Here is a 21,803-nt window from a genome sequence, read left to right as displayed (position 1 = left end):
AAAGAAGGCGCTTTCAAAAAATGGATGATTTAAAGTACGTATTAAAGCATTTTAGTTCAGCTTTTAAACTGCCAATACTCTTATTTGACAATAAAAAACATATCATTAAAAAATTTCAAAATAGTTTGACTCCAGTTTTTCCGAGATTATATTTGAATCGCATTAATCCGTTAGGTCAAACAAATACTATTTATTTATATGTTACACAAGAGCAGGACAGCTTCAGCGTCATTTATCTAGATAATCCCCAAAATGATATCATTGTGCTTTGGTCTAGTTCTCACAACTTGAACAACATGAAAACACCGATCTCTAATTTCACGGAAGTAAATATCGAATTGTTGATCGAGTATAGTACAATACTTTATTTTAGTATTTATCAGAAGAAGCCTATTATTAACCAGCCAATAAGCATCTTGAAACATGCATATCTTAGTAGTAATAAAAACAATAAAATAGTGCAAAATGAAATTAATACTGATCATGGAAATTATTTAAAAGAGCAGTCAATGATGAATGCTATTAAACTGGGCAATCCTGCTTTATTTGAAAGACAATTAAAAACTTTTATTCCGAGCGGATCACCTGGAAAAATGATTAAAGGTAATGATTTACGAGAAAAGAAAGACCTATTGATAGTATCAATAACTCTTTTTACCAGAGCTGCAATTCACGGAGGGATGCGCCCTGAAGCCGCATATGACTTAAGTGACTTATGTATTCAAAAAGTAGAGGCTTTAAGTACAATTGGAAATCATTATGAAATAATGCTTGATATAGGTAAACTTTTTATCAAACATATTAGAATTAACCAAGGCTATCCGCACTTTAAGCTAATCTACAGCATTCAAGACTTTGTATACCATCATTTAAATTCCAGAACCAACTTAACTGACTTGGCCCTACAATTAAATTATTCCAAAAATTATTTATGTGCGACTTTTAAAAAAGAAACTGGTAAAACCATTGTTCAATACATAAACGAATTAAGAATCACTGAAGCACAAAATCAGATTATTTTTTCGAAAAAGAACTTATCTGATATTGCTAATTCATTAGGTTTTACCAGTGAAAGCTATTTTTCTAAAACATTTAAAAAATATACGCACTTATCTCCTAAACAATACCGCAGTAAATTTCAAGCATAAAAAAACTCCGAAATATATTTAAGAGCATTCCGTATATTTCAATATTATACAAATTACAAAATCCTATACTCTAAAAACTAGTTAGTGTCTCTACTATAAAGTAGTGAGAAATTAAAAAACAACATTATTGTTTATACTGTAAATTTTTAGAAAAATAATGTACAATATTTGTCAAAGGAAGTGATGCTCATGTTACAAATTCGACCTGTTTCAGAATTAAGAAATTACAATAAAGTCCTTGATAAAGTTAAAAAAGATAATCCAGTTTTTCTTACCAAAAACGGCTATGGCAAATTTGCGCTCATAGATATTGAGGACTATGATGAATTTACTACTGCTCTTGAGCTGGTAACTAAGCTGAAAAAAGCTGAAAAATCAAAGCATTATAATTTTGATGAAATTAAAGGAAAACTATTCAGCTAATGTTCTCATTAAAATTATCTAGCCCTTCTAAAGAATATTTTGAAAACCTAAAAACATACTTATTGGCTAAGTTTGGTGAAAAAGTAAAAAAAGAAGTTTTGGCTAGGGAAGAAGAAAAACTGGAGAATTTAAAGTCATTTCCATATCTGGGCATTAAAGCTGCTAAGTTTTCTGAATTACTTAATGGTTATTATGTTCTAATTGATAAATATGAATATATCTTCTACCGTGTAGATGAAAAAGAGAAAATAATTTATATCGAACTTATATTAAGTACCAAAGAAGACCTCATTAAAAAAATCCAAAATTACTTTCATTAATTAAGGCGCATCCTAAATGGATGCGCCTCTTTTGTAGTGTTAAACCACAATATTCCAATTTTTATTATTTCTCAGCCAATTTTGCTGCCGCTGCAATATTTTGCTGTGCGGGCAAGGGGATCCTTCCTAAACCATCAAGCCCAATATTTAATAAATAATTGATTCCTAAGCTGTTTAAATATTTACGGTTGTAATAAATAGTTTCAGGGGATTTCCAATTTTGATCACGGTAAGAAAAGCCCCAAGAATCATTGGTGGTACCGGCTGACTCATATAACCCATATGGTGAAGGTTTAAGGCCATTGAGTGAGTTAAAATTATTATTTTTAGTTACCTTTTCTTTTTCACTTGGAATTTCATTATCGCCAAGGGAAACATAATCATATTTGCCGTTACCAAGACGTGAATTTATTAGGCAATTTGGTTGCAATTTTTTCACTGCCTCATAAATTTCCTGACTTTGGCTTGCAGTTAATGTCATCGGCACATCAAACCAAGCAGCAGCTATCTCCCCAAAATCACTCATTATTTCTTTAATCTGGGGCAGAATTTTGTCTGTAAAGCATTGATCATAATTCTTATTTTTCTGCGGAAAATCCCAGCTATTGTCCCAAGTAGTGCCAGAGGATTCAATATCATTTGAAAGGTAGCCTCCCCCATTTGGTTCATGCCAATCTAAATCTTGGGAATAATAAAGGCCCAGCTTTAAGCCGAATTTTTGGCAAGCTGTTGCAAATTCACCGATTACATCCCGCTGAAATGGTGTTGCATCATACACATTATATGAATCTACTTGTGAATGGTACATTGCAAAGCCATCATGGTGTTTAGTTGTAACTACCAGATATTTCATACCACATTTTTTAGCAAAAGATACGATTTTGTCAGCATCAAAATATATGGGGTTAAAAGCGGTAGCAAGCTGGCGGTACTTTGCAACAGGTATTTGCAGTTTAGACTGAATCCATTCAGCGTAATTGCTTGCAGATTTTCCTTCATATTCACCAGCAAGAAGTGAATATAAACCCCAGTGAATCATCATGCCGTATTTAGCATTTTTAAACCATTCAATATTCTCGTTTGCAGTCATACATTTCTCCATTACTAAAGTTACCCTAGAAATACATAGTGTTGTCATTAAAAGTTTAACACGTATTTTTCGTATAAATTTGATTTCATCAAAAAAGAGTTAGTCTCAATACTTAAAGCTAACTCAAAATATCTATTATCTTAATAAAATTTACTGTAATGCTAAGTAGTTTTCCGCATTACGCAGATCCTCAATTGATAACTGACCGGGTGCAGAAGTTTGACCAACAGCGCCAAAGGACAGACTTGAGCCGAAAACCTGGCCTGCTACTCTAGTGACTTTACCGATATCGCCCATAGCCATAGTAATCAAGGGATTAGCAATCTCTTTGTTCATTTCTGTCGTTGCTGTTAAAAGAGTTAAAACGTCAGAGGCACTTTGAGGCATGCAAGCTAACTTTGGCACATCAGCACCAAGTTGTGCCATTTTTCGTAAGCGAAATTCAATTACATCTTTAGCTGGCACCTTTTCAAAATCATGGTTACTCATAATTACAACAACATTGTAGTTATGAGCTAAAGTCACCAAAGACTTTATTCTTTTTTCATCATGAAAAAGTTCAATATCAACAGCATCACCCAGCCTGTTAATAATTACATATTCTACTAAATTTAAATACTGGTCCTCGTCGAGCTGACAAACTCCACCTTCATTTTTGGTACGAAAAGTAACTAAAACGGGTAACTCGCCGACTTCTTGGCGCAATTTCTTGGCTGTAGTATTTAATATATTAAAATCCTTAATCCCTGCAGCATAATAATCAATACGCCATTCCATTAAATCTGGTTTGGCAGCCTTAATCTTCTTAGCTGAAGCCATAATCTCTTTTTCAGTTGAACCGACATTTGGCACAGCAATCTTAGGCAGACCTTCACCTAAAACAATATTTCTAATCTTGACAGTAGCCATTATTTAATACCTCAACTAATTATTGTCTGAAAACATAATTTCACGAATATAATCAGTTGGCATCTCTTTACCGGTCCACAGCTTAAAGGAGGCTGCACCCTGATCAATCATCATGCCAATACCATCAAAAACATGCTTAACTCCAGCTTTTTGAGCCACTTTCATTAATTTGGTAGTTCTAGGAGCATAAACTGTGTCAAACACCACCATATCTTGATGGAACCAGGAAGGATCTGAAACTAGTGTCTTATCCTCAAGTGGCTTCATACCAACGCTTGTCGCATCACAATAAATATCACTTTCTGCAATTGATTGTTTAAATGCTTCCTGATCAGTCAATTCAGTTAAAGAAACTTGGCAATCAGTTTTTTCTTGAATAGTTTTGACGTTCTTTTCAGCCTGAGCCCACTTATCATCTTTAATGTTAAAAATTCTGATTTCTTTAGCACCATCTAAAGCCGATTGAACAGCTATCGGGGTTGCGGCACCGCCCGCACCAGTTAAAGTCATCACTTTGCCTTTAATGTCAATGCCTTCATCCTTAAGCGACTGGACAAAGCCGATGCCGTCGGTAGTGTAGCCCGTCAAAACGCCATGGTCGTTCACAATAGTATTAACCGCATCACACATTTCAGAAGCTGGCGACAATTTATCAAGGTACTGGATTACCTCTTTTTTATTAGGCATCGAAACGTTGGAGCCCCGCATATCTAAAGTGCGGATAGCGTCAACTGCACCTTTTAATTTATCATTGCCAATTTCAAAACAGAGATAAGTATAATTCAAGCCCAATTTAGCAAAAGCATTATTGTGCATTGTAGGTGACATTGAATGCCGAATAGGATATGCCATTAAGCCAATTAAGTAGGTATGACCATCTAGCCAGCCAGTAATCGGACCATTAACACCAGTAATTTTATTAGCCATCATTTTTCTCCTTTATTAAATTTAAAAATAAAATAATTAATCAACATTAATTTTTAGAAGCACCAGACACTGTATCAGTTGAATTGGACGCAGTTTTTGCCAGCTTTTGATAGTTAGCATTATCAGCAGCCTCTGTTCCGGCCACAAAACCTGAAGCATAGGACCAAGAATTCATCATACTTGGCATTGAATCATGACCATTAGCACCGCCAACAATCTCACCAGCGGCATAGAAATTGTCTAGTGCTTCAAAGTTTTGGTCTAAAAGCTGCATATGCCGGTTAGTCTCATAGCCACCAAGAGTAGTACAAAAGCGTAATTTCTGTTCAATCACAAAGTAGTTATCACCTTCATATTTATGCATAAACTGAGAAGGGCGACCAAACTCAGGATCATTACCTGAGGCAACATATTTTTCGTAGTCAGTTAAAGTCTTCTTTAGGTTTTCATAATCAATGCCAGCTTTTTGAGCCACTGTTTGCAAATCTCCGCTTACTAAAATCGGACTCTTCTTGCCGTCAAGATCAAAGAAACCTTGAACTTCATCTTTGGTAAAACCATATTTAAGAAGCAATTCATAGAATCTGTTCCATGTTCTTTCATCCATTACTACAAAAGCAATTTTATCCTTTTGCTCAGCAATAGCATCCCGAAAATGAGTGTATGGGGCAGATTCATTTACAATTCGCTTACCACTGGTATTGACAAAAATAGCACCCATGTCTGTAGCTTCTTTTGTTGAATAGGTGGTTAGTTTGGCGATACCAGGTTCAACTTCTAAACCATGAGGGTATACTTTATACCAGTCAAGATTGCGTGTAGCCAGATTCATATTTTTAGCAAAATCGAAATAATCACCAGTAGAAGTCATCGGACCGTAATAAGGAATATTAGTCTTATGCTGCCGATAATCACGAGCGCCCCAGCCACCAGCTGCCATAACTAGGGACTTAAAGTTTACAGTAACAGTTTCGTGCTTACCTTCAGCAACTAATGAAACAAGCTGACCCTGTTTGTTTTTATTAAGTTGTTCCACCCGAGTTTCAAGTAAAATTTTGCCACCCTTTTTGGTAAAGGCATTTGCCACTTTAGAAACTACTTCATAAGAACTCTCTGAGGGCATTTCAATTTGCCTGTCAACAGAATGCTCAATAGTCTGTGTTTCAGCTTTTTGATAAGTAAGGTCTGCAAATTCAGTGATAAAATCAACTGCTTTACCAATATTTTGAGCAAGTATATTTGAAAGTAGTGGATAATTAGTCCCCCGACATTCACGAACAATATCTTGAACCAGGAGCTGTGGAGAATCTTTTTTAGCTTCCTTGCCAAATAAAGCAGCTGCTAGTTTTGAACCAGTACCAACCACATTGGAACCATTAAGAATTGTAGCTCCACCGAGATAGCCATTCTTTTCAATTAAAAGAACGTTTTTACCCATTGATAGTGCCCGAGAAGCTGCCATCAAGCCTGCCATACCTGAACCAATTACAGCTACATCCACATCATAAGTTACATCTTGATGCGACTTATCACTAGACTTAGCAACAATATCTACACCATTTGCTTTTAACGCTTTCTTTCCAGAATCAAGCATGGCTTGTGTCATAATCGAAGCACCAGAAATGGCATCGACATTGAAACTTTGACTATTAATAATATTCTTTTTTAATTTACCTACAACCTGATTGAAGATACCCGGGGTTTCTGCAGTTTTGGTTACATTAATATCTGCAATTTGATTATTTTCAACTTTGATGTCAAAGTCAATTTGACCATTTCTTCCTTCTGCCGTTGCTTTAATTATTTTTTCTGTCATAACTTCACCTTCTACTTTATATTAATTTTTGATGTTGAAATTTTTACCACGACTAATTAAGACAACACACAGAACTACAGAAATAATCGTTATCACTGTAGTTATCCAAAATACCATGAGTGTACTTGCAGCATTGGCCTTTAATACAAATGCAGCTACAAGTGGTGCTACGAAGTAAACTACTGCTGGTGCAAAACTGTAGTATGATGTAATCTTTCCGTGACTTTGGGGGAAATAAGAAGTTAAAACTGAAAGTCCAACTTGCCATACTCCTCCTGCAGTAAAGAAACCAACAGCTAATGCGCCTATTTCCCCAGCTAATAGGGATGGCTTTAAGACCATAAACAGCAGACCAAGAGCAGTAATAGCTGAATAAACCATAATTAAATTCAATCTCTTTACCTTAGTAACTAGAGCTGATGTAACAAATACAGATATTAAGGAAGCAATTGAATACCATGATACAAGCTGATTGGCATTAGCAGCAGATTCATTTAAAACATACTGTCCGTAATAAGGAGCATAGAGTGAAAAAATATAAAATGTGAAGCAAAGCGTAAAGCCCAACCCAATGATCATTAGACCATCAACGGCTAACTTAGGTTGGTTTTGACTACTTAAACTGGTTTCTTTTTCTTCTTCTGTTTCAGTAGTCTCTTTTGCCTCAGCTTGGGGAGCAAAGGCAGTCTTCATTGTAAATACAACATCCAATAAAATAATAATAACTAAAATAAATGCTGTAATCTTTGGATTTTTAATTAGTTTCACACAAAAAGGAAACAGCATCTGCATCACTTGCATTGCAGCCTTAACAAATGAGTTCATTGTAGCTGTTTTATCTGGAAAAGCGTCTGCAAGTGCAGGGTAACCTGCTGTATCACCAAATGAATTAGTTGCCCCGAAAAACATAGCCGCTAGGCCAGCAACCCAGATATTGTTAGCAAAAACAGCGCCGAGAAGGAAAACTGCGTCACTGAGCAATGCAATTAACAAAGTTCTTTTCCGGCCTATCTTATCTGAAATAGCGCCGGCAAATAAAATTGTAATAATTCTGCCTAAGCCCACCATTGCGATTACTAGCGAGACTTGGGTTTCATTGGCATTCCAAGAGTGTGCCAGGATTTCTCTATATTGACTAATAAATAAGGTAGCTGCTCCAACAACCGCAAAATGGATGTACACAGAGGCAGCAACGCCAACATAATTTTTTTCTTTTTTCATAGCTTTACCTTTCAAAATTAAGATTTGCTAATAATTTCATAAATAAATATATCTTATTACAAAGAATATGAATAATTATTTATGATTACCAAATTATAAAAAATAACTATAACCACAAGCATTGGTATATCAATGCTTTCTTGCTTTATCAAAAAGTTAGTGTCTTGAATTTGGTGTTTATTGGGTAATTAATCGCTATAACTTGGTCCATAATTTATTAAATAATTTAATACTTAAATAGTTATAATTAATAGTTTTACTAATAAACAAATTAAACCAGGACCTCAACTCAAAATGACTCTATTTAATGCCAAATCTCTTTTTGACTGATTCAATATATTCTTTTTCTTCTGCATCAGTAACATGGTATTGCTCAATAGAACCTGAGATCGGCTCCAAGTTTGCATTAACTGCAACATAGGTAAATACCGCTTCACCGATTAATTCCGAACATGAATTATCAAGAGAAATTCTGTTCACTTCCGCATAAATAGTCATTGTTTTTGCTGTCGTTTTTAATAAAGTTACGCAAAAGCAAATATGATCACCAGCATAACTTTTTTTATGAAAAATAAATTTATCTATTCGACCAGTTAACGTACGCTTATGGCAATATGAATTTGCAAACAAGCCCATTGCTGAGTCTGCATTATCTAAGAGCGTTCCACCATGAGTAATTTCCATATGGTTAAGCATCCTTGGAGTTACAAAATAATCTGCCATTTGACGTTTAAAAAATTTATTCTTCATTTACTTTTTTACCTTCCAGCCAATTTTTTAAAAGATACTTCTTTATTTTGCCATTTGACGTTTTTGGTAATGAATCAACAACCCATAGCTTTTCAGGCCATAATTTTTTATCAACATGCTGCTTTTTTAATTCTGAAATTAACTCAGCTTTGGTTAATACTTTTTGGCCATGATTTAGAACAATAAAGGCACCAATTCTCTGTCCTAAACGGACGTCTGGGACTCCTAAAACTGCTACTTCCTCAATATTTTGGCAGCCCTTAATCTTATCTTCAACCATATGAGCGGAAATATTTTCACCACCACGAATAATTTTATCGCTATTGCGGCCATCTATTTCCAATAAGTTATCTTCATTATAGTGACCAACATCTCCAGTAACAAACCAGTCACCGTCAAATGCTTTAGCCGTTTTTTCAGGATCATCCAAGTAACATTTAAAAATGATCGGTCCAGCAACTTCAATTTGACCTTGTTTATTACTATCTGTAATTATATTTTTGTTCTTCACAAGTCTGACTTTAATATTGGCCATTGGCTTGACTGCCGTGGTCATTGCACCTTTACTTAAATAATAATCTTGAGGAGTATAACTAAATGGCACTGCTTCTGTCAGACCATAACAGTTGTAAAGGGGAATATTTCTTTTTTTAGCTTGAACCAAAATGCTTTCTTTAATTTTGTCACCTCCACAAATGAGCATCCGTAGCTTACCCAAATTTTGAACTTTAAATAGCAGATCATACATAATTGTAGGCAAACTATCAATATATGTAATTGGTTCTTCTTCAAGCATTTTTACCACTTGTTCAATATTATAATGTTTAATTATTGCCAAATGACTTCCTGCCATAATCGTTGAAATTAAGCCATGATGAAATCCAATTGCATGATACATCCCCGAAAGAATTAAAGTCATGTCATCTTTAGTGATGCCAAAAGCGTCGTTATATGCACTTTCTGCACTAATAATATTTTTATTGGTTAAAACTACGCCTTTATAAAGTCCACTAGTACCCGAAGTATTGAGAACCAGTGCAGGAGTATCTGATCCGTCACCTCCAATAAATTCAGATGGTAAATGCTTTTTTCTGGTAAATAATACCAGGTCCGCTATTTTTTTAGTCTGATAATTATCTAAATTAGCAATATTACTAAGAGTGTCACGACCACGCACGGATTTTTGCGAAATGATAGCATATGGCTTAAACCTGTTAATCATGCTATTAATCTCATCAATATCAAAATGCGGATTTAATGGATTAATAACCACTCCCATTTTGATACAGGCAATAATCGTTACAATATTTGCTAGATCCAGTTCGAACTGAATTGCAATTAAATCACCTTTCTTAATGCCATTATTCCGGAGCAAGTCCATCTGCTTATTGGCTAAAAAATCTATTTCTTGATAACTGTATTTACAACCATCTTCAGTGACAAAAGTACTTTGACCACTTTGCTTTAAGCGCTTTTGCCATAAATCATTTAAGGTTTGCACCTTTTTACTGGAAATCATTTTTATACCTTACAAAAGCTCATTTAATTGCTTTATTACTTGGTTGGCATCCCCGATAATACCGTAATTCGCTAATTTAAAAATTGGTGCTGCTTCATCGGTATTGACAGCAATGACACATTTTGATTTTGTCATTCCTGCAGTGTGCTGGACAGCTCCTGAAATGCCAAAAGCATAGTAAACATCTGGTGCAACAGACAAATTCGATATTCCAATCATGCGGTTCTTATCAATCCAGCCTTGATCTGTAACTGCCTTAGTTGCTCCCACGCTGGCATTTAATTTTTGGGCTAAAGTAGCTAACGGTTTAAATTTATCTGGGGAACCCAGGCCTTTACCACCAGCTACAATCACTTTTGCATATGCCAAATCATTATCAGAATTAGCTTCGGGTACATATGCGGCTCCATTAGTTTCTGTACATTCCCAGTCAATTATGTCAACTTCATTCTTACTATGGCTTACGACACCATTGCAAGAAAGAGATATTACCGCCTTGTCATCAAGAGTGACTTTTCTTAAGGCTTGTGTTTTGCCGATATCCTGATTAACTATTATATGATCTTGATCACAGCAAATATCTTTGGCATTATAAATAAATGGGACATTCAGTACAGCAGCTAATTGACTGCCAAGACTGTTACCTAAATTACTCTTATCAAATACTATTAAACTATTTTCCTTATCGACAAAAATTTTTCTAAGGGTATTAGTCACAGCTGGCAAGTTTGTCACACTAAAATTCTCATTTTGGTATATGGTAGTCTTGACTCCTGAAGAAGCATATTTATCTTTAATTTCACTAGCGTGATTACTGAAAACTAGTACTTCTTTCTTACCTTTAAAATTGCTGTCAAGACCCGCTAAGTTATTACTGTTATGACCTTCATCAATATTCTTATCTTCTAACTGAATATAATAAATTGGTACCATTTTTCTACCTCAACATCCCGTTTTGCTTAAGTATTTCAACCAGTTTTTGCGTAGCTTTAGGATCTTGATCCAGATTGAAAATAGTTTTTTCATTTTTAACTGGTTTAGCTACAATTTCACTTGTAACGCCTTCATCACTAGTTTTAAAACTTACGTTATTAATACTTGAATTTATTGCTGTACTTAACGACGTGAAACTAGCAAGGCGTGGCACATTGATTGAATCTAACGTGGCAATTACAGCTGGCAAGACACATTGCCCAGTAATTTTGCCTTTTTCAAGTTTCATTTCATAATTGAGGGAAGTATCAATCATAGAAACATAGTCATAAAATGCTATCCCTAATCCTGCAGCAATAGCAGCCGGAAAAGCTGAAGATGTTGTTTTTCCCGTTAAAATCAAGTCATAATTTTCATTATTTTCTTTTAAGTAATGGACAAATTCACTTGCAATTTGATTTTGCAGTAAAGGATCATTGATATTACCTGCTGAAATTTTAGTAGCTGTTGTTGCTCCCATAGCCAGTGCTTCATGCAAAATCCGTTCAGCTACTTCACTTTGTTCAAAAGTAAAGACATCAATAGCACCTTTTTTTAACTCTGTTAATTGCAGGGCAAACTCAAGGGCATTTTTGTCTTCTTCACTCAGAAATAAATTTTCTGGATGATAAGTTACTTTGTTCTTATGAGAAGTATAAGTTTTAGGATTATCTGCTTCAGCCTTGGCAATTAATGCAATTTTCATTATGGTACCCTCCTAGTCCTGATATTTTTTGCTAACTTCACGTGCAATTGTCATTCTCTGAATTTCATTAGTTCCTTCCAGAATTTGAAATCCTTTGACATCACGCATTAGCTTTTCAACCGGATAAGCTCGGGTATAACCATAACCACCAAGAATCTGAACCGCATCAGAAGTTACTTTTTGTGCCACATCAGTGACATAAAGCTTGGTCATTGCTCCTTCTTGACGTACAGACAAATCTTTATCCATCATTTTCATTGTGTTATTGACTAATAAGCGGGCTGTTTCAACTGCCGTTGCCATATTAGCAAGTATATTTTGCACAGATTCAAATTGAGAAATCGGTTGATTAAATTGTTCACGTTGATTGGCATATTTGGCAGCTTCATTAAGTGCCCGTTGCATAACACCAACGGTCAAAGTAGAAACGTACGCACGTGAGAGGTTAAGGCTGTTTAACGCAATATTAATTCCTCTTCCTTCTTGGCCAATCAGATTTTCAGCTGGCACGTGTACATTTTTAAATCCTAACGGTACTGTATTTGATAAACGCAGTCCCATTTTATCTTCATGCTTTCCTACCCAAATACCTGGCGTATTTTTATCAATCATGAAAGCTGATAAGCCGTGATTACCATTATTAGAGGTTCTAAAAATCCCAATAAAAATATCAGCAATTCCACCATTAGTAGCAAAAGCTTTATTTCCGTTTAAAATATATTCATTGCCTTGCCGAACAGCTGTTGCTTTCACAGAACCTGCGTCAGAGCCAGCATCTGCTTCTGACATTGTAAAGGCAGCGAAACGGCCTGGTCTGATGACATCGGCAAATCTTTGTGCTTGTTCTTCAGTACCAGCTAACATTACGCACCGCAATGCAACAAATGAGGTAATTAAAGTAAGTGCATAACCTGCATCATATTCAGCCAGTTTTTCAAAAACGAGGGCAGAATCTTCATAAGAAAGGCCAGCACCACCATATTCTCTGGGGATCTCAAGCATATGAAGGCCAATTTTAATTGCAGGCTCAAACAAGCTGGAAGGACAATCACCTTTTAAATCATATTTCTTAATAATTTCAGGGGTTAGATACCGATCTCCAAATTCTTGTGCTAAATGAATATATTCTTTTTGTTCTTGTGTATAAAGTAATGTCATTTTAATACCTATTTAATTGGGTCTCCTATATGACGCAGGCCACTGGCAGCACCACTGGCAAACATCTCACTGATTTTTTCATCGCTGTAGCCTAACTCATCTTTGAGTACTTCGCGTGTATCAGATCCCTGAGCACGAGAAGGAGTTAGCGTAGGCTTGCCTTGAGATGAAAAGCGTACTGGATTAGTGGGAATAAATCTCTTATTTCCAGATGGAAATTCCATCAGTCTAATTTCATCATTATCCAAAGCCTCAGGATCCTGGTATATTTCCGTTGGTATCTGACAAGCCTCAAGCGGTAAGTCTTCCTTATTAAAGAGGTCTATCCAATACTGCAACGGTTTTTTCTTAAAAGCATCTTCTAAAATGGCAATTACTTCATTGCTGGTACCATTAGCATTCAAAGTGTCCATTTTGTTATATCTTTCATCGCCTTTGACATCATCACGACCAATGTCATGCATTACTTTGTCAAAATCACGGTCATATTCGGGAACGCATAGTACAAACCAGCGATCATCAGAGGTTTTATAAGTGTCATTAAAAGGATTAGTAACTTCTTTACGACTCTTAGGATATACATTGCCATATTGTGCAGAAACCATAGCGATATTTTGCATAAATATCGCTGCGTGATTCAAGTTAACGACAACCTTATCACCCTTCCCGGTTCTTTGAGCTCTCAGTAAGGCTGCACAAATACCTGCGGCTAAGGTCATTGATACTTGGAAATCACCATAGCCATTTACTGGATTATATGGATTCCCTCCTTTATCTACCGTTGTTCCCTGAACTCCGCCACGTGCTTGATAAGCAGTTGCGTCATAGCCGGCAGAATCTTTTTTAGGACCAAATTCACCATATCCGCGATCTTGTGCAAACACTAATTTAGGAAATTCTTTATGCAGCTCTTCCCAAGTGATTCCCATATGAGCTAAACTCTTTGTTCTCACTGATGTTAAAAATACATCTGCGGTTTTTAATAGGTCTTTAAAAGCTTGCATCCCTTCAGGAGTTTTCATGTTTAAAGTAATGAATCTTTTATTCATATTAGAAACATCAAAGCCCAAATTCTCATCATCTTCATACTTCATGCCAAAAACTGCACCTTGGGTTCTTCCAGCATCACCCTTAGGAGCTTCAACTTTAATAACATCAGCTCCCCATTCTCCAAGGACTCGTCCTACGGTTGGGGCTGCCAAAAATTGTGTGAGATCAATAACTCTTATTCCTGATAATATTTCGTTAGCCATTTTTTTCTCCAAAACTATATACAACAAAGAGGATTGAACCTTGCAAAGTAAGTTTTAGATTCAGCCCTCCTTGATTTATTTACTCAAATTAATTTAATTGATTACTTTAAAGACTTGTTATTGGTGTATTGCCACCGTCTTTAATTAATAAACGACCTGCAGTTAGTCTTTGAACGGAACGAGGTCCTTCTTCTAACCACATAGCACGACAATCACGGTAAAGTCTTTCAGCAGGTCCATAAGGATTGTCCTGGAAGTAGCCAATACCACCAAAGATTTCAAGCATGTAATCAGAAACTAATTTGACAGTATTGATGCTTTCCAGTTTGGCTAGAGAAGCTTTCTTGGTAATATCCTTTCCTTCGTCATAATCTTTTGCCAAGTCCCACAACATTAACCTAAGGGCATGAATGCGTGCACCCATGTCAGCAATTTCAAAAATGATTGATTGCCGTTTACACAGTGGCTTACCAAAAGTTACTCGGTCTTTAGAATAAGCAATGGACATTTCTAACATCCGTTGCGCCATACCTAAATTGGAGTCAGCAATATGAGCACGAGAAAGTGAAAGTGAAGAAATAGCTACTTTCATACCCTCTCCTCTCTTGCCAAGCATGTACTTATCAGGTACTCTCATATTAGTGAATTTCAAATCGGCATGTCCAGCACCACGACAACCCATCATTAAAGGCATCTCGTTGGATTCAAATCCCGGTGTATTTGTTGGGACAAAGAAAGCTGATAACCTTTCATCCCCTTCTTTATCTGGGTCAGTAACCACAATTAAGTAGGTAAAGTCTGCAACATCTGCATGAGAAATCAGTGTTTTTTCACCGTTTATTACCCAGTCTTCACCGTCCTTAACAGCTAAAGTATGAAGGTCTGCTCCAGTACCACCGCTCTTTTCGGTTAAAGCAAAATTGGCATAAATTGATTTGTCTTGGAACTTGTTCATGTACTTATCTTTAAGTTCTTGACTACCAAAATTATCCAAAATCCGCCAGTTCATATCTGAAGCATGGTGCAAGTGCATTCTAATTCCACCCTGAGTTCTTGAAAATTCTTCTTGAACTTGCAGAATTTGTTTTTCACTAAGACCCCAGCCGCCGTATTCTTTAGGCAGTGCAAAACGATATAAATCATGCTTAATTGCAATTGGGAAAAAGTCTTGCGGAAACTTGCGATTTTCCTCTATGTATGGGGTCATTCTGTCAAACTCGTTTTGTGCCAAGTGACGAATTTCTTTTAAGTAGTTTTCAAAGTCTTCTTCAGGCATTGATTCACCTGGTTTAGTTTTGTGCATAATCGGAGTTTCTTCATATGGTGGTAATACATGTAATTTCTTTTGTTCTGTCATAATACAATCTCCTTTTAAACTTTCAGTAAATGCTTTTGAAAGCGTTTTTCTATCAACAGCTGTATTATGTTTTAAAAAGTTTAGATTGTAAAATTGATAACAAAGTCAGAACTATTAATTTTATAAATACCTTTATGGCTAAATATATTGAAAAAGGTGGAATTCTATTATTATTACCTGCACAAATTAAAAAGACTCACCAAATTTAGGGAGTCAAATCACAATAAAATCAACATTAATAACCTAATATTAATTTTATCAATATTATTATAAATAATTTTTGTAAGCGTTTTATAAAAAATAGGTATAGCATTTATTTATATAGGTATTGAATATTAAAATAATTTTTGAGGTAATATCATGAATTTAAATCAACTTTACTATTTTCGTGAATTGGCAGATCAAAAACAATACACTAAAGCAGCAGACAGCTTATTTATCAGTCAGCCTACCCTCTCAGTATCGATTAAACAACTTGAAAAAGAATTACACTGCCAACTGTTTAAACACAATGGTCATTACGTGCAGTTAACTGAATATGGACGTATTTTTTACGATACTGTAACCAAATCTTTAGACTCTTTAGATCGCGGCAAAAAGAAAATTGAACAGCGTATCAGTCAGGATCAAGGCAATATACATATTGCTGGTATACCCACTGCAATTGGAACCATTTTGCCTAACTTAACTAAGCAATATCAACAAGAAAGTAATATTTCACCTCATTTTATATACCACGATAACCCTTCATATCAGATTTGCGAAGGTATCAAAAATGGCTGGTATGATATCGGAATTTCTTCTTTCGTACCTGAATTTAGTTATTTTACTTACATTCCCCTTTACACTGAAGAAATCATTGCCATTGTTTCAAAGGAAAATGATCTAGCAAAAATAAATGAAATCTCTCCCGAAGAATTACAGGGTGAGTCAATTATTACCTATTCTAAAAAAATTCAAATTGGAAAAGACATCACTAATGCTTTACTGGCTAATGCCTCTGATCTGAATATTACGAACAGGCTTCATGATGAGCTAGCAATTGCAGGACAAGTTTTGACCAACGATATCGTTGGTGTAGTAGCAAAAACTATTTATTTGAGCGGTTTCGACATCCACATCATCAAACTGGATTTGCCCAAAAATACTCGTCAGGTTTACCTGGTATATGATTCAAGTCAAAACTTTTCACCAGAAATAGTTGATTTCATTGACTTTCTTAAAGGCCATAAACCAGATATTCAGAAAATCGTCGATAATATTCCTGTCAAATAAGATTTTAAAAGGTATAAAACTAATGAATAAAATTTGTCAATTATTGGGAACAAATTACCCTATTGTTCACGAACCTATCCACACCTTAACAGATGGCAAACTAGTTGCTGCTATTTCAGAATCTGGTGCACTGGGCATTTTAGGTATTAATGCAGGCTATAAGGTTAGAAGCGACGCGACATCAAGCGCTTCTATTTCTAATTCAAATAAAATAGGTACCATTAGCAACAATTCTTTGCTTGATGCCATGACAGAAAGAAACTTGATGAATGAGCAAATTGATCAAACTCTATCTAATACCTTTAGGTCTTTTGGAGTGGAAATTGCTAGCACCTCATCTAACCCGGAAGATGATCATAGAGCAACCGAATTAGTAGAATTAATGCAAAAAAGAAGGTTAACTATTGCACTGTTTGAAGGTTTTGGAAGAGTTGCATCTAAAGCATGGGTAAATCTACTACATAATAGTGGCATTAAAATTATGCAAGTTATTAATAATATTAATAATATTCGTGCAGCTCAAAGTAATGGTATTGACATTTTAATCTGCAAAAGTAACATCGAGCTGGCAAATTTCGTTCATCAAGCAGGAAAAACACCTGTTTTAGCTGGGTATGATACTACTGACTCGCATGTTTTGAAAGACGCATTGACAAAAGGTGCACAAGGGGTTTTTCTTAAGACAGTTTTTGCACTTGCTAAAGAAGCTCCAACTTCACCAATAATCAAAGGCAAAATCATAAATGCACAAAAACATGAACTAATTAGTTTTAAAATGAACTCGCGGACTATCTATTCTTTACCTGGAAAATTGCCCCAGAAACTGGCAAAATTAACACAGGATAACGAAGACGAAAAGCAAATTTTTACTGCTGCAGACGGTTATCAGGGATTAATAAACGGTATGGCAAAAGGTGATCTTGAAATGGGGTATACTGATATTGCAGCAGACAGTTATAACATCAAAACTATTAAAACTGCTCATGAAACTATTGCAGAATTAACTAATAACAATTAAATTTATACATATGACTAATTCAATTACAAAAAATGCTCTACGCTCACTCTTATATGAAGTTGTTACCGCGCCAAAACCTGGTTTAGTAGATCCTATCAGCCAAGGGCCGCATCCCGATATGAATATTTATACTTTTATTGACAGCAGTTTAAGCTTGGAAACATATTTTGCTACTGCTGTTGAAATTGGGCAAACCTTTCAGTCGACTGATTTAACGCAAATGTTTCAGCAATTAAGGAAAAGAGGCATCACTGCTGAAAAAGAAATGTTTGCTGCAACGCACGGCGCTAATACACATAAAGGGGCAATTTTTGCTCTAGGCATTTTTGTTTGTGCTGAAAGCTACAGTATGACAAACAATACTGAACTATTTCTGACTATCAGCAAGATGTGTAAAGGACTTGTACAGCATGATCTGATTCAAAATAATGAGTTACAAACAGCAGGTGAAAAAGAATTTGAACAGTATCATATTGGTGGGGCTCGTGCTCAGGCGGAACAAGGCTATCCCATTGTACGTGAAGTAGCTTTACCTTTTTTAAAAAACAGTAAGGGAACGCTCCAAACGAGACTCCTTGATACCCTAATGAAAATAGCAACAGTTACAGTTGACAGTAATCTGATCAAGCGAGCTGGAAATTATAATGTAATTGATTGGCTACATCAAGCAGCCAACAAATATTTAGAGCTAGGTGGTTATGTTTCTCCAGCTGGGAAAAAATGTCTGCAAAAATTAAATGATGACTGTCTAGAACAGAATTATAGTTTAGGCGGCTGTGCAGATTTGTTAATTGTTACCATTTTTGTAGCTCTAGAACGTGGATACATATAAAAAAGGAAGGCTCGAGCCTTCCTTTTTTAAAATCAAGATAATTTTTATTCCTTTGATGCACCTGTCACCACATCATTATCTGCAATTTCACTACAGGCAGTGTCAGCAGCAATGCGACCAAAGGTAAAGATATCAGCTAGTGAATTACCACCTAGACGATTACCGGCATGTAAGCCACCAGCGACTTCCCCTGCTGCATAAAGACCAGTAATTACTTGTCCATCTTTATTTAATACTTGTGCTTTCGGGTTGATCTTTAAGCCACCCATTGTATGGTGAATAGCCGGCTTACGCGGAGTGGCATAAAACGGTGCAACTTCACATTTAAGGTTAAACGCGCTTTTACCAAATTCTGGATCATTACCTGCGTCAACATATGAATTATATTTTTTAATAGTATTGACCAAAGTAGCTGGATCCATACCGGCTTTTTCAGCTAATTCCTCCAAAGTGTCTGCCTTTAACAAAGTACCCGCTTTTACCTGAGCCTCAAGTGATTCTTCGGTTGTGTTATAAGCTGTAGCTTTTATTTTTTCATCAGCTATTAAGTAGAACAAAGTGCCATTGGCAATAGCGGCCTTAGCCAAAGTATCGCGTTCAGCAAATTCATTTACAAAACGTTCACCTTTTTGATTGACCATAATAAAGTTTTCGGGCGGAGTTTGAATACCAGTAAATAATTCACCAGTCTTTGGATCAGAGACAGGCATTAATTGAATAAATCCCATCCCCACTAAATCAGCACCAGCCTCTTGACCTAAGGCAATACCGTCACCAGTAATTGCAGGTGAATTAGTAGTAGCAATATCGTCATCAATGTGTTTCCAGTAAGTGTTATATTTTTGCACCATTTTAGTGTTGGCACCAAAACCGCCAGAAGTTAAAATTACTTTTTGCGCATGAATGGTAACTTTACTACCCTCACTGCTTTGAGCTACAACTCCTGTAACTTTACCGTCTTCAATAATTAAGTGTTGGGCCCGGGTTTCTGTTAAAACTGTAGCACCATGTTCTTTTACCCAATCACCCAAAACGTGAATAAAGGCATAGCCCATAGGTTCAACTGGCTTGTGACCGCGCCGCCACAAAGCTCCAACCGGCATGGTGACATCAGAGCGGTCAAACTTCACTCCTAAATCAGTTAGCCACTTAACTGAATCAAGTACATTATTAACAAGTTCAGTAACTAGAGCATAATTGCCGTGAATTTCATTACCATTTAAGTCAGTTCTTTTACCACCTAAATAAGTCTGTATTTCATGTAGTAAAACCGAGTCAAACAGATAATTTTTACCAGAATCTACATAAGCCTTAATTTGCTTTTGCAATTCTTTAAAGTCATCACGATATTCTGGATCAATTTCAGCAATTGGCGTAGCGGCTAATTTTTCCAAGCTTTCTTTTTCACCAGGTAAGGCTTTAAATTTATTTTGCCACTCTGGTTCAGCAGCGTTCAAAGGGCCACCAGCCCTTGTAGTATTACCACCAATTTGAGGGAATTTTTCTAATACAATTACTTTTTTACCATTTTGAATGGTTCTGGCGGCTGCAGTGAGGCCCGCACCACCTGCTCCAACAACTACAACGTCAGTTTGGTATTCTCTGTCAGAATCATTAGCAGCCTGAGGCTTTGGTCTGTTAAGCCATTCTTGTGCATTTCCACCAGCTTTTGTAATCGCCTGAGCCACACCATCTATCACGCCATGACTGGAAATTGTAGCTCCACTAACAGCATCAACATTTAAAGTTTGATTAGCAATAATTTGCTTGGGCAGACGTTTAAAGACTTCATCTGCTACACCTGCAGTTTCACCACTGGAATCAATATCTATTTCTTTGATTTTATCTTCAGAAAGTGACACCTTCATAGGCATAAAACTAGAGCCATGACCTTTAGCTTTTACTTCATAAGTTCCTGATTTCATCATTAATATACTTCCTTTCTTTTAATGCTCATTAGTTAAATTTTACTAACTTTTCTGATTAAAAGGAAATAGTTTTCTAGCAAGCAGGCTATAATAAAATTGTTATCGGAGGCAAAATATGAACAATCCTGAAACCGTCCTACATTTTATTGATGTGCTATTAAAAGAAAGTAATTTTACTAGAGCTGCCAGCGAATTATATATATCGCAGCCCTATTTAACGCAACTAATTAAACGAATCGAACGTAAATTGGGAACTGAAATAATTGATCGCGAAACAATACCATTTACGTTAACTCAGGCAGGAGTAATTTACTATAACTACTTAGAAACTAAAATCACTAATAAGCAAAAGTTAGAAGAGCAGTTAACCCCATATGTATCACCTGATCAAGAATTAATCCGAATCGGAGTATTGGAAAGTTTGGGAACGTTTTTACTGCCAGAGCTTTTACCCAACTTTATGCTGGAAAATCCTAATATCAAAATTCAGCTTGCAGAAAATTCACCTCGTGTGAGTGAAGCGCATCTTTTACATGAACAAATTGATTGTTATTTGGGGCAAACTCCTGAATCTCTTAACCAAGGATTAGATTTTTACGTTAATGGTGGAGAAAACTATTTTGTAATCATTTCACCAAGATCAAAGTACTTTAAAAACGGGCGATTCATACTTGAGCCAAATGAATATAACATTGAAGATATTTTACAAGAACCATTTGTTGTTAGTTCAAACAGCTCCGCAATTCGCCATCAAGTTAACGGAATATTTCAGAAGTTCCATATCAAACCTAATATTATTTTAGAAAGCAGCAGCATTATTACTGCAACCAACTTAGCAATAAAAGGAGTAGGCTTAACTATTTCAGCTGCAAGCATTATTAAACGAATGGCGCAAACACCTATTAACTTACTTCCAGTTGATCATAATTTGATTCAAATTAAATATTTTATTGCAGTTAAACATGGACAAAAAATAAATCCCGGACTTCAAAACTTAATTTCAGCGTTTAAGAAACTTAAGATAGAACCAAATATAAGTTAAATATCAAATTTATACACAAAAAAGAGGACCAAATGGTCCTCTTCTCTTTGCTCGCTCCGGCTGTCAGACTCGAACTGACGACATCTTGATTAACAGTCAAGCGCTCTACCAACTGAGCTAAGCCGGAATACTAAAAAGC

The 21,803-nt window shown here is 35.8% G+C and carries 20 protein-coding genes and 1 tRNA gene; 7 read left to right on the top strand and 14 right to left on the bottom strand.

Annotation, left to right across the window (positions count from 1 at the left end):
• The first annotated feature begins 20 nt into the window (after positions 1-20).
• From H3U49_RS04825 to H3U49_RS04815, 3 genes are all read left to right on the top strand, one after another.
• Complete coding sequence (locus tag H3U49_RS04825) at positions 21-1,148, top strand: AraC family transcriptional regulator (RefSeq protein WP_198180108.1); 1,128 nt, start codon at positions 21-23, stop codon at positions 1,146-1,148.
• Positions 1,149-1,337: 189 nt separating this feature from the next.
• Entirely contained in the window at positions 1,338-1,571 is a 234-nt protein-coding gene (locus H3U49_RS04820) for a type II toxin-antitoxin system prevent-host-death family antitoxin (RefSeq protein ID WP_198180107.1), read from the top strand.
• A complete protein-coding gene (locus tag H3U49_RS04815) occupies positions 1,571-1,891 on the top strand; it encodes a type II toxin-antitoxin system RelE/ParE family toxin (protein WP_198180106.1) in 321 nt (106 codons plus the stop codon). The genes H3U49_RS04820 and H3U49_RS04815 overlap by 1 nt, the downstream gene beginning before the upstream one ends.
• A 64-nt stretch (positions 1,892-1,955) precedes the next feature.
• On the opposite strand, the gene H3U49_RS04810 is transcribed toward H3U49_RS04815, so the two are convergent.
• The 12 genes from H3U49_RS04810 to H3U49_RS04755 all read right to left on the bottom strand — a co-directional run bounded on the left by H3U49_RS04810 (position 1,956) and on the right by H3U49_RS04755 (position 15,569).
• Positions 1,956-2,981, bottom strand: a complete 1,026-nt coding sequence (locus H3U49_RS04810; RefSeq protein ID WP_198180105.1) for an alpha-L-fucosidase — start codon at positions 2,979-2,981, stop codon at positions 1,956-1,958.
• Positions 2,982-3,131: 150 nt separating this feature from the next.
• Positions 3,132-3,890 (bottom strand): type I 3-dehydroquinate dehydratase, encoded by a 759-nt coding sequence (gene aroD / locus H3U49_RS04805; protein ID WP_198180104.1) that lies wholly within the window; start codon positions 3,888-3,890, stop codon positions 3,132-3,134.
• A gap of 15 nt (positions 3,891-3,905) precedes the next feature.
• Positions 3,906-4,817, bottom strand: coding sequence for a shikimate dehydrogenase (locus tag H3U49_RS04800; RefSeq protein WP_198180103.1), 912 nt, complete (start codon positions 4,815-4,817; stop codon positions 3,906-3,908).
• A gap of 46 nt (positions 4,818-4,863) precedes the next feature.
• Complete coding sequence (locus tag H3U49_RS04795) at positions 4,864-6,633, bottom strand: FAD-dependent oxidoreductase (RefSeq protein WP_198180102.1); 1,770 nt, start codon at positions 6,631-6,633, stop codon at positions 4,864-4,866.
• A 21-nt stretch (positions 6,634-6,654) separates the two neighbouring features.
• Complete coding sequence (locus H3U49_RS04790; RefSeq protein WP_198180100.1) at positions 6,655-7,854, bottom strand: MFS transporter; 1,200 nt, start codon at positions 7,852-7,854, stop codon at positions 6,655-6,657.
• Positions 7,855-8,154: 300 nt separating this feature from the next.
• Complete coding sequence (locus H3U49_RS04785) at positions 8,155-8,604, bottom strand: acyl-CoA thioesterase (protein WP_198180099.1); 450 nt, start codon at positions 8,602-8,604, stop codon at positions 8,155-8,157.
• Positions 8,594-10,123 carry an AMP-binding protein gene (locus H3U49_RS04780; protein WP_198180098.1) on the bottom strand — a complete coding sequence of 510 codons (1,530 nt, stop codon included), beginning with the start codon at positions 10,121-10,123 and terminating at the stop codon, positions 8,594-8,596. The genes H3U49_RS04785 and H3U49_RS04780 overlap by 11 nt, the downstream gene beginning before the upstream one ends.
• 9 nt (positions 10,124-10,132) lie before the next feature.
• On the bottom strand, positions 10,133-11,056 hold the full coding sequence (locus tag H3U49_RS04775) for an electron transfer flavoprotein subunit alpha/FixB family protein (protein WP_198180097.1): 924 nt from the start codon (positions 11,054-11,056) through the stop codon (positions 10,133-10,135).
• A 4-nt stretch (positions 11,057-11,060) separates the two neighbouring features.
• Positions 11,061-11,801, bottom strand: a complete 741-nt coding sequence (locus H3U49_RS04770) for a hypothetical protein (RefSeq protein WP_198180096.1) — start codon at positions 11,799-11,801, stop codon at positions 11,061-11,063.
• A gap of 12 nt (positions 11,802-11,813) precedes the next feature.
• Positions 11,814-12,959, bottom strand: coding sequence for an acyl-CoA dehydrogenase family protein (locus tag H3U49_RS04765; protein WP_198180095.1), 1,146 nt, complete (start codon positions 12,957-12,959; stop codon positions 11,814-11,816).
• Between the two features lie 8 nt (positions 12,960-12,967).
• Entirely contained in the window at positions 12,968-14,212 is a 1,245-nt protein-coding gene (locus tag H3U49_RS04760) for a CaiB/BaiF CoA-transferase family protein (RefSeq protein ID WP_187154772.1), read from the bottom strand.
• 106 nt (positions 14,213-14,318) lie between these two features.
• On the bottom strand, positions 14,319-15,569 hold the full coding sequence (locus H3U49_RS04755; RefSeq protein WP_198180094.1) for an acyl-CoA dehydrogenase family protein: 1,251 nt from the start codon (positions 15,567-15,569) through the stop codon (positions 14,319-14,321).
• Between the two features lie 360 nt (positions 15,570-15,929).
• Here H3U49_RS04755 and H3U49_RS04750 point away from each other — a divergent pair, with 360 nt between their 5' ends.
• From H3U49_RS04750 to H3U49_RS04740, 3 genes are read left to right on the top strand one after another with little or no spacing between them, the layout of a single operon-like run.
• Positions 15,930-16,844 carry a LysR family transcriptional regulator gene (locus tag H3U49_RS04750; RefSeq protein ID WP_198180093.1) on the top strand — a complete coding sequence of 305 codons (915 nt, stop codon included), beginning with the start codon at positions 15,930-15,932 and terminating at the stop codon, positions 16,842-16,844.
• A gap of 22 nt (positions 16,845-16,866) precedes the next feature.
• Positions 16,867-17,862 (top strand): nitronate monooxygenase, encoded by a 996-nt coding sequence (locus H3U49_RS04745; protein WP_198180092.1) that lies wholly within the window; start codon positions 16,867-16,869, stop codon positions 17,860-17,862.
• 10 nt (positions 17,863-17,872) lie between these two features.
• Complete coding sequence (locus H3U49_RS04740; protein ID WP_198180090.1) at positions 17,873-18,694, top strand: triphosphoribosyl-dephospho-CoA synthase; 822 nt, start codon at positions 17,873-17,875, stop codon at positions 18,692-18,694.
• 44 nt (positions 18,695-18,738) lie between these two features.
• On the opposite strand, the gene H3U49_RS04735 is transcribed toward H3U49_RS04740, so the two are convergent.
• Positions 18,739-20,619 (bottom strand): flavocytochrome c, encoded by a 1,881-nt coding sequence (locus H3U49_RS04735; RefSeq protein ID WP_198180494.1) that lies wholly within the window; start codon positions 20,617-20,619, stop codon positions 18,739-18,741.
• Positions 20,620-20,737: 118 nt separating this feature from the next.
• Between H3U49_RS04735 and H3U49_RS04730 the strand changes: the two genes are divergently transcribed.
• Positions 20,738-21,664 (top strand): LysR family transcriptional regulator, encoded by a 927-nt coding sequence (locus H3U49_RS04730; protein ID WP_198180088.1) that lies wholly within the window; start codon positions 20,738-20,740, stop codon positions 21,662-21,664.
• A 54-nt stretch (positions 21,665-21,718) separates the two neighbouring features.
• Here H3U49_RS04730 and H3U49_RS04725 read toward each other — a convergent pair.
• Positions 21,719-21,791: transfer RNA gene (locus H3U49_RS04725), tRNA-Asn, on the bottom strand.
• Between the last annotated feature and the right edge of the window lie 12 nt (positions 21,792-21,803).

Origin of the sequence: Lactobacillus sp. W8174, assembly GCF_016100975.1 — a bacterium.
Lineage (GTDB): Bacteria > Bacillota > Bacilli > Lactobacillales > Lactobacillaceae > Lactobacillus > Lactobacillus juensis.
The sequence above is the reverse complement of the archived record's forward strand: the minus strand, read 5'-3'. Positions and strand labels throughout refer to the sequence as shown.

Coding starts and splice junctions, on each gene's coding strand:
- H3U49_RS04825 (WP_198180108.1), top strand. CDS start 21: ATGGATGATTTAAAGTACGTATTAAAGCATTTTAGTTCAGCTTTTAAA.
- H3U49_RS04820 (WP_198180107.1), top strand. CDS start 1,338: ATGTTACAAATTCGACCTGTTTCAGAATTAAGAAATTACAATAAAGTC.
- H3U49_RS04815 (WP_198180106.1), top strand. CDS start 1,571: ATGTTCTCATTAAAATTATCTAGCCCTTCTAAAGAATATTTTGAAAAC.
- H3U49_RS04810 (WP_198180105.1), bottom strand. CDS start 2,981: ATGACTGCAAACGAGAATATTGAATGGTTTAAAAATGCTAAATACGGC.
- aroD (WP_198180104.1), bottom strand. CDS start 3,890: ATGGCTACTGTCAAGATTAGAAATATTGTTTTAGGTGAAGGTCTGCCT.
- H3U49_RS04800 (WP_198180103.1), bottom strand. CDS start 4,817: ATGGCTAATAAAATTACTGGTGTTAATGGTCCGATTACTGGCTGGCTA.
- H3U49_RS04795 (WP_198180102.1), bottom strand. CDS start 6,633: ATGACAGAAAAAATAATTAAAGCAACGGCAGAAGGAAGAAATGGTCAA.
- H3U49_RS04790 (WP_198180100.1), bottom strand. CDS start 7,854: ATGAAAAAAGAAAAAAATTATGTTGGCGTTGCTGCCTCTGTGTACATC.
- H3U49_RS04785 (WP_198180099.1), bottom strand. CDS start 8,604: ATGAAGAATAAATTTTTTAAACGTCAAATGGCAGATTATTTTGTAACT.
- H3U49_RS04780 (WP_198180098.1), bottom strand. CDS start 10,123: ATGATTTCCAGTAAAAAGGTGCAAACCTTAAATGATTTATGGCAAAAG.
- H3U49_RS04775 (WP_198180097.1), bottom strand. CDS start 11,056: ATGGTACCAATTTATTATATTCAGTTAGAAGATAAGAATATTGATGAA.
- H3U49_RS04770 (WP_198180096.1), bottom strand. CDS start 11,801: ATGAAAATTGCATTAATTGCCAAGGCTGAAGCAGATAATCCTAAAACT.
- H3U49_RS04765 (WP_198180095.1), bottom strand. CDS start 12,959: ATGACATTACTTTATACACAAGAACAAAAAGAATATATTCATTTAGCA.
- H3U49_RS04760 (WP_187154772.1), bottom strand. CDS start 14,212: ATGGCTAACGAAATATTATCAGGAATAAGAGTTATTGATCTCACACAA.
- H3U49_RS04755 (WP_198180094.1), bottom strand. CDS start 15,569: ATGACAGAACAAAAGAAATTACATGTATTACCACCATATGAAGAAACT.
- H3U49_RS04750 (WP_198180093.1), top strand. CDS start 15,930: ATGAATTTAAATCAACTTTACTATTTTCGTGAATTGGCAGATCAAAAA.
- H3U49_RS04745 (WP_198180092.1), top strand. CDS start 16,867: ATGAATAAAATTTGTCAATTATTGGGAACAAATTACCCTATTGTTCAC.
- H3U49_RS04740 (WP_198180090.1), top strand. CDS start 17,873: ATGACTAATTCAATTACAAAAAATGCTCTACGCTCACTCTTATATGAA.
- H3U49_RS04735 (WP_198180494.1), bottom strand. CDS start 20,619: ATGAAATCAGGAACTTATGAAGTAAAAGCTAAAGGTCATGGCTCTAGT.
- H3U49_RS04730 (WP_198180088.1), top strand. CDS start 20,738: ATGAACAATCCTGAAACCGTCCTACATTTTATTGATGTGCTATTAAAA.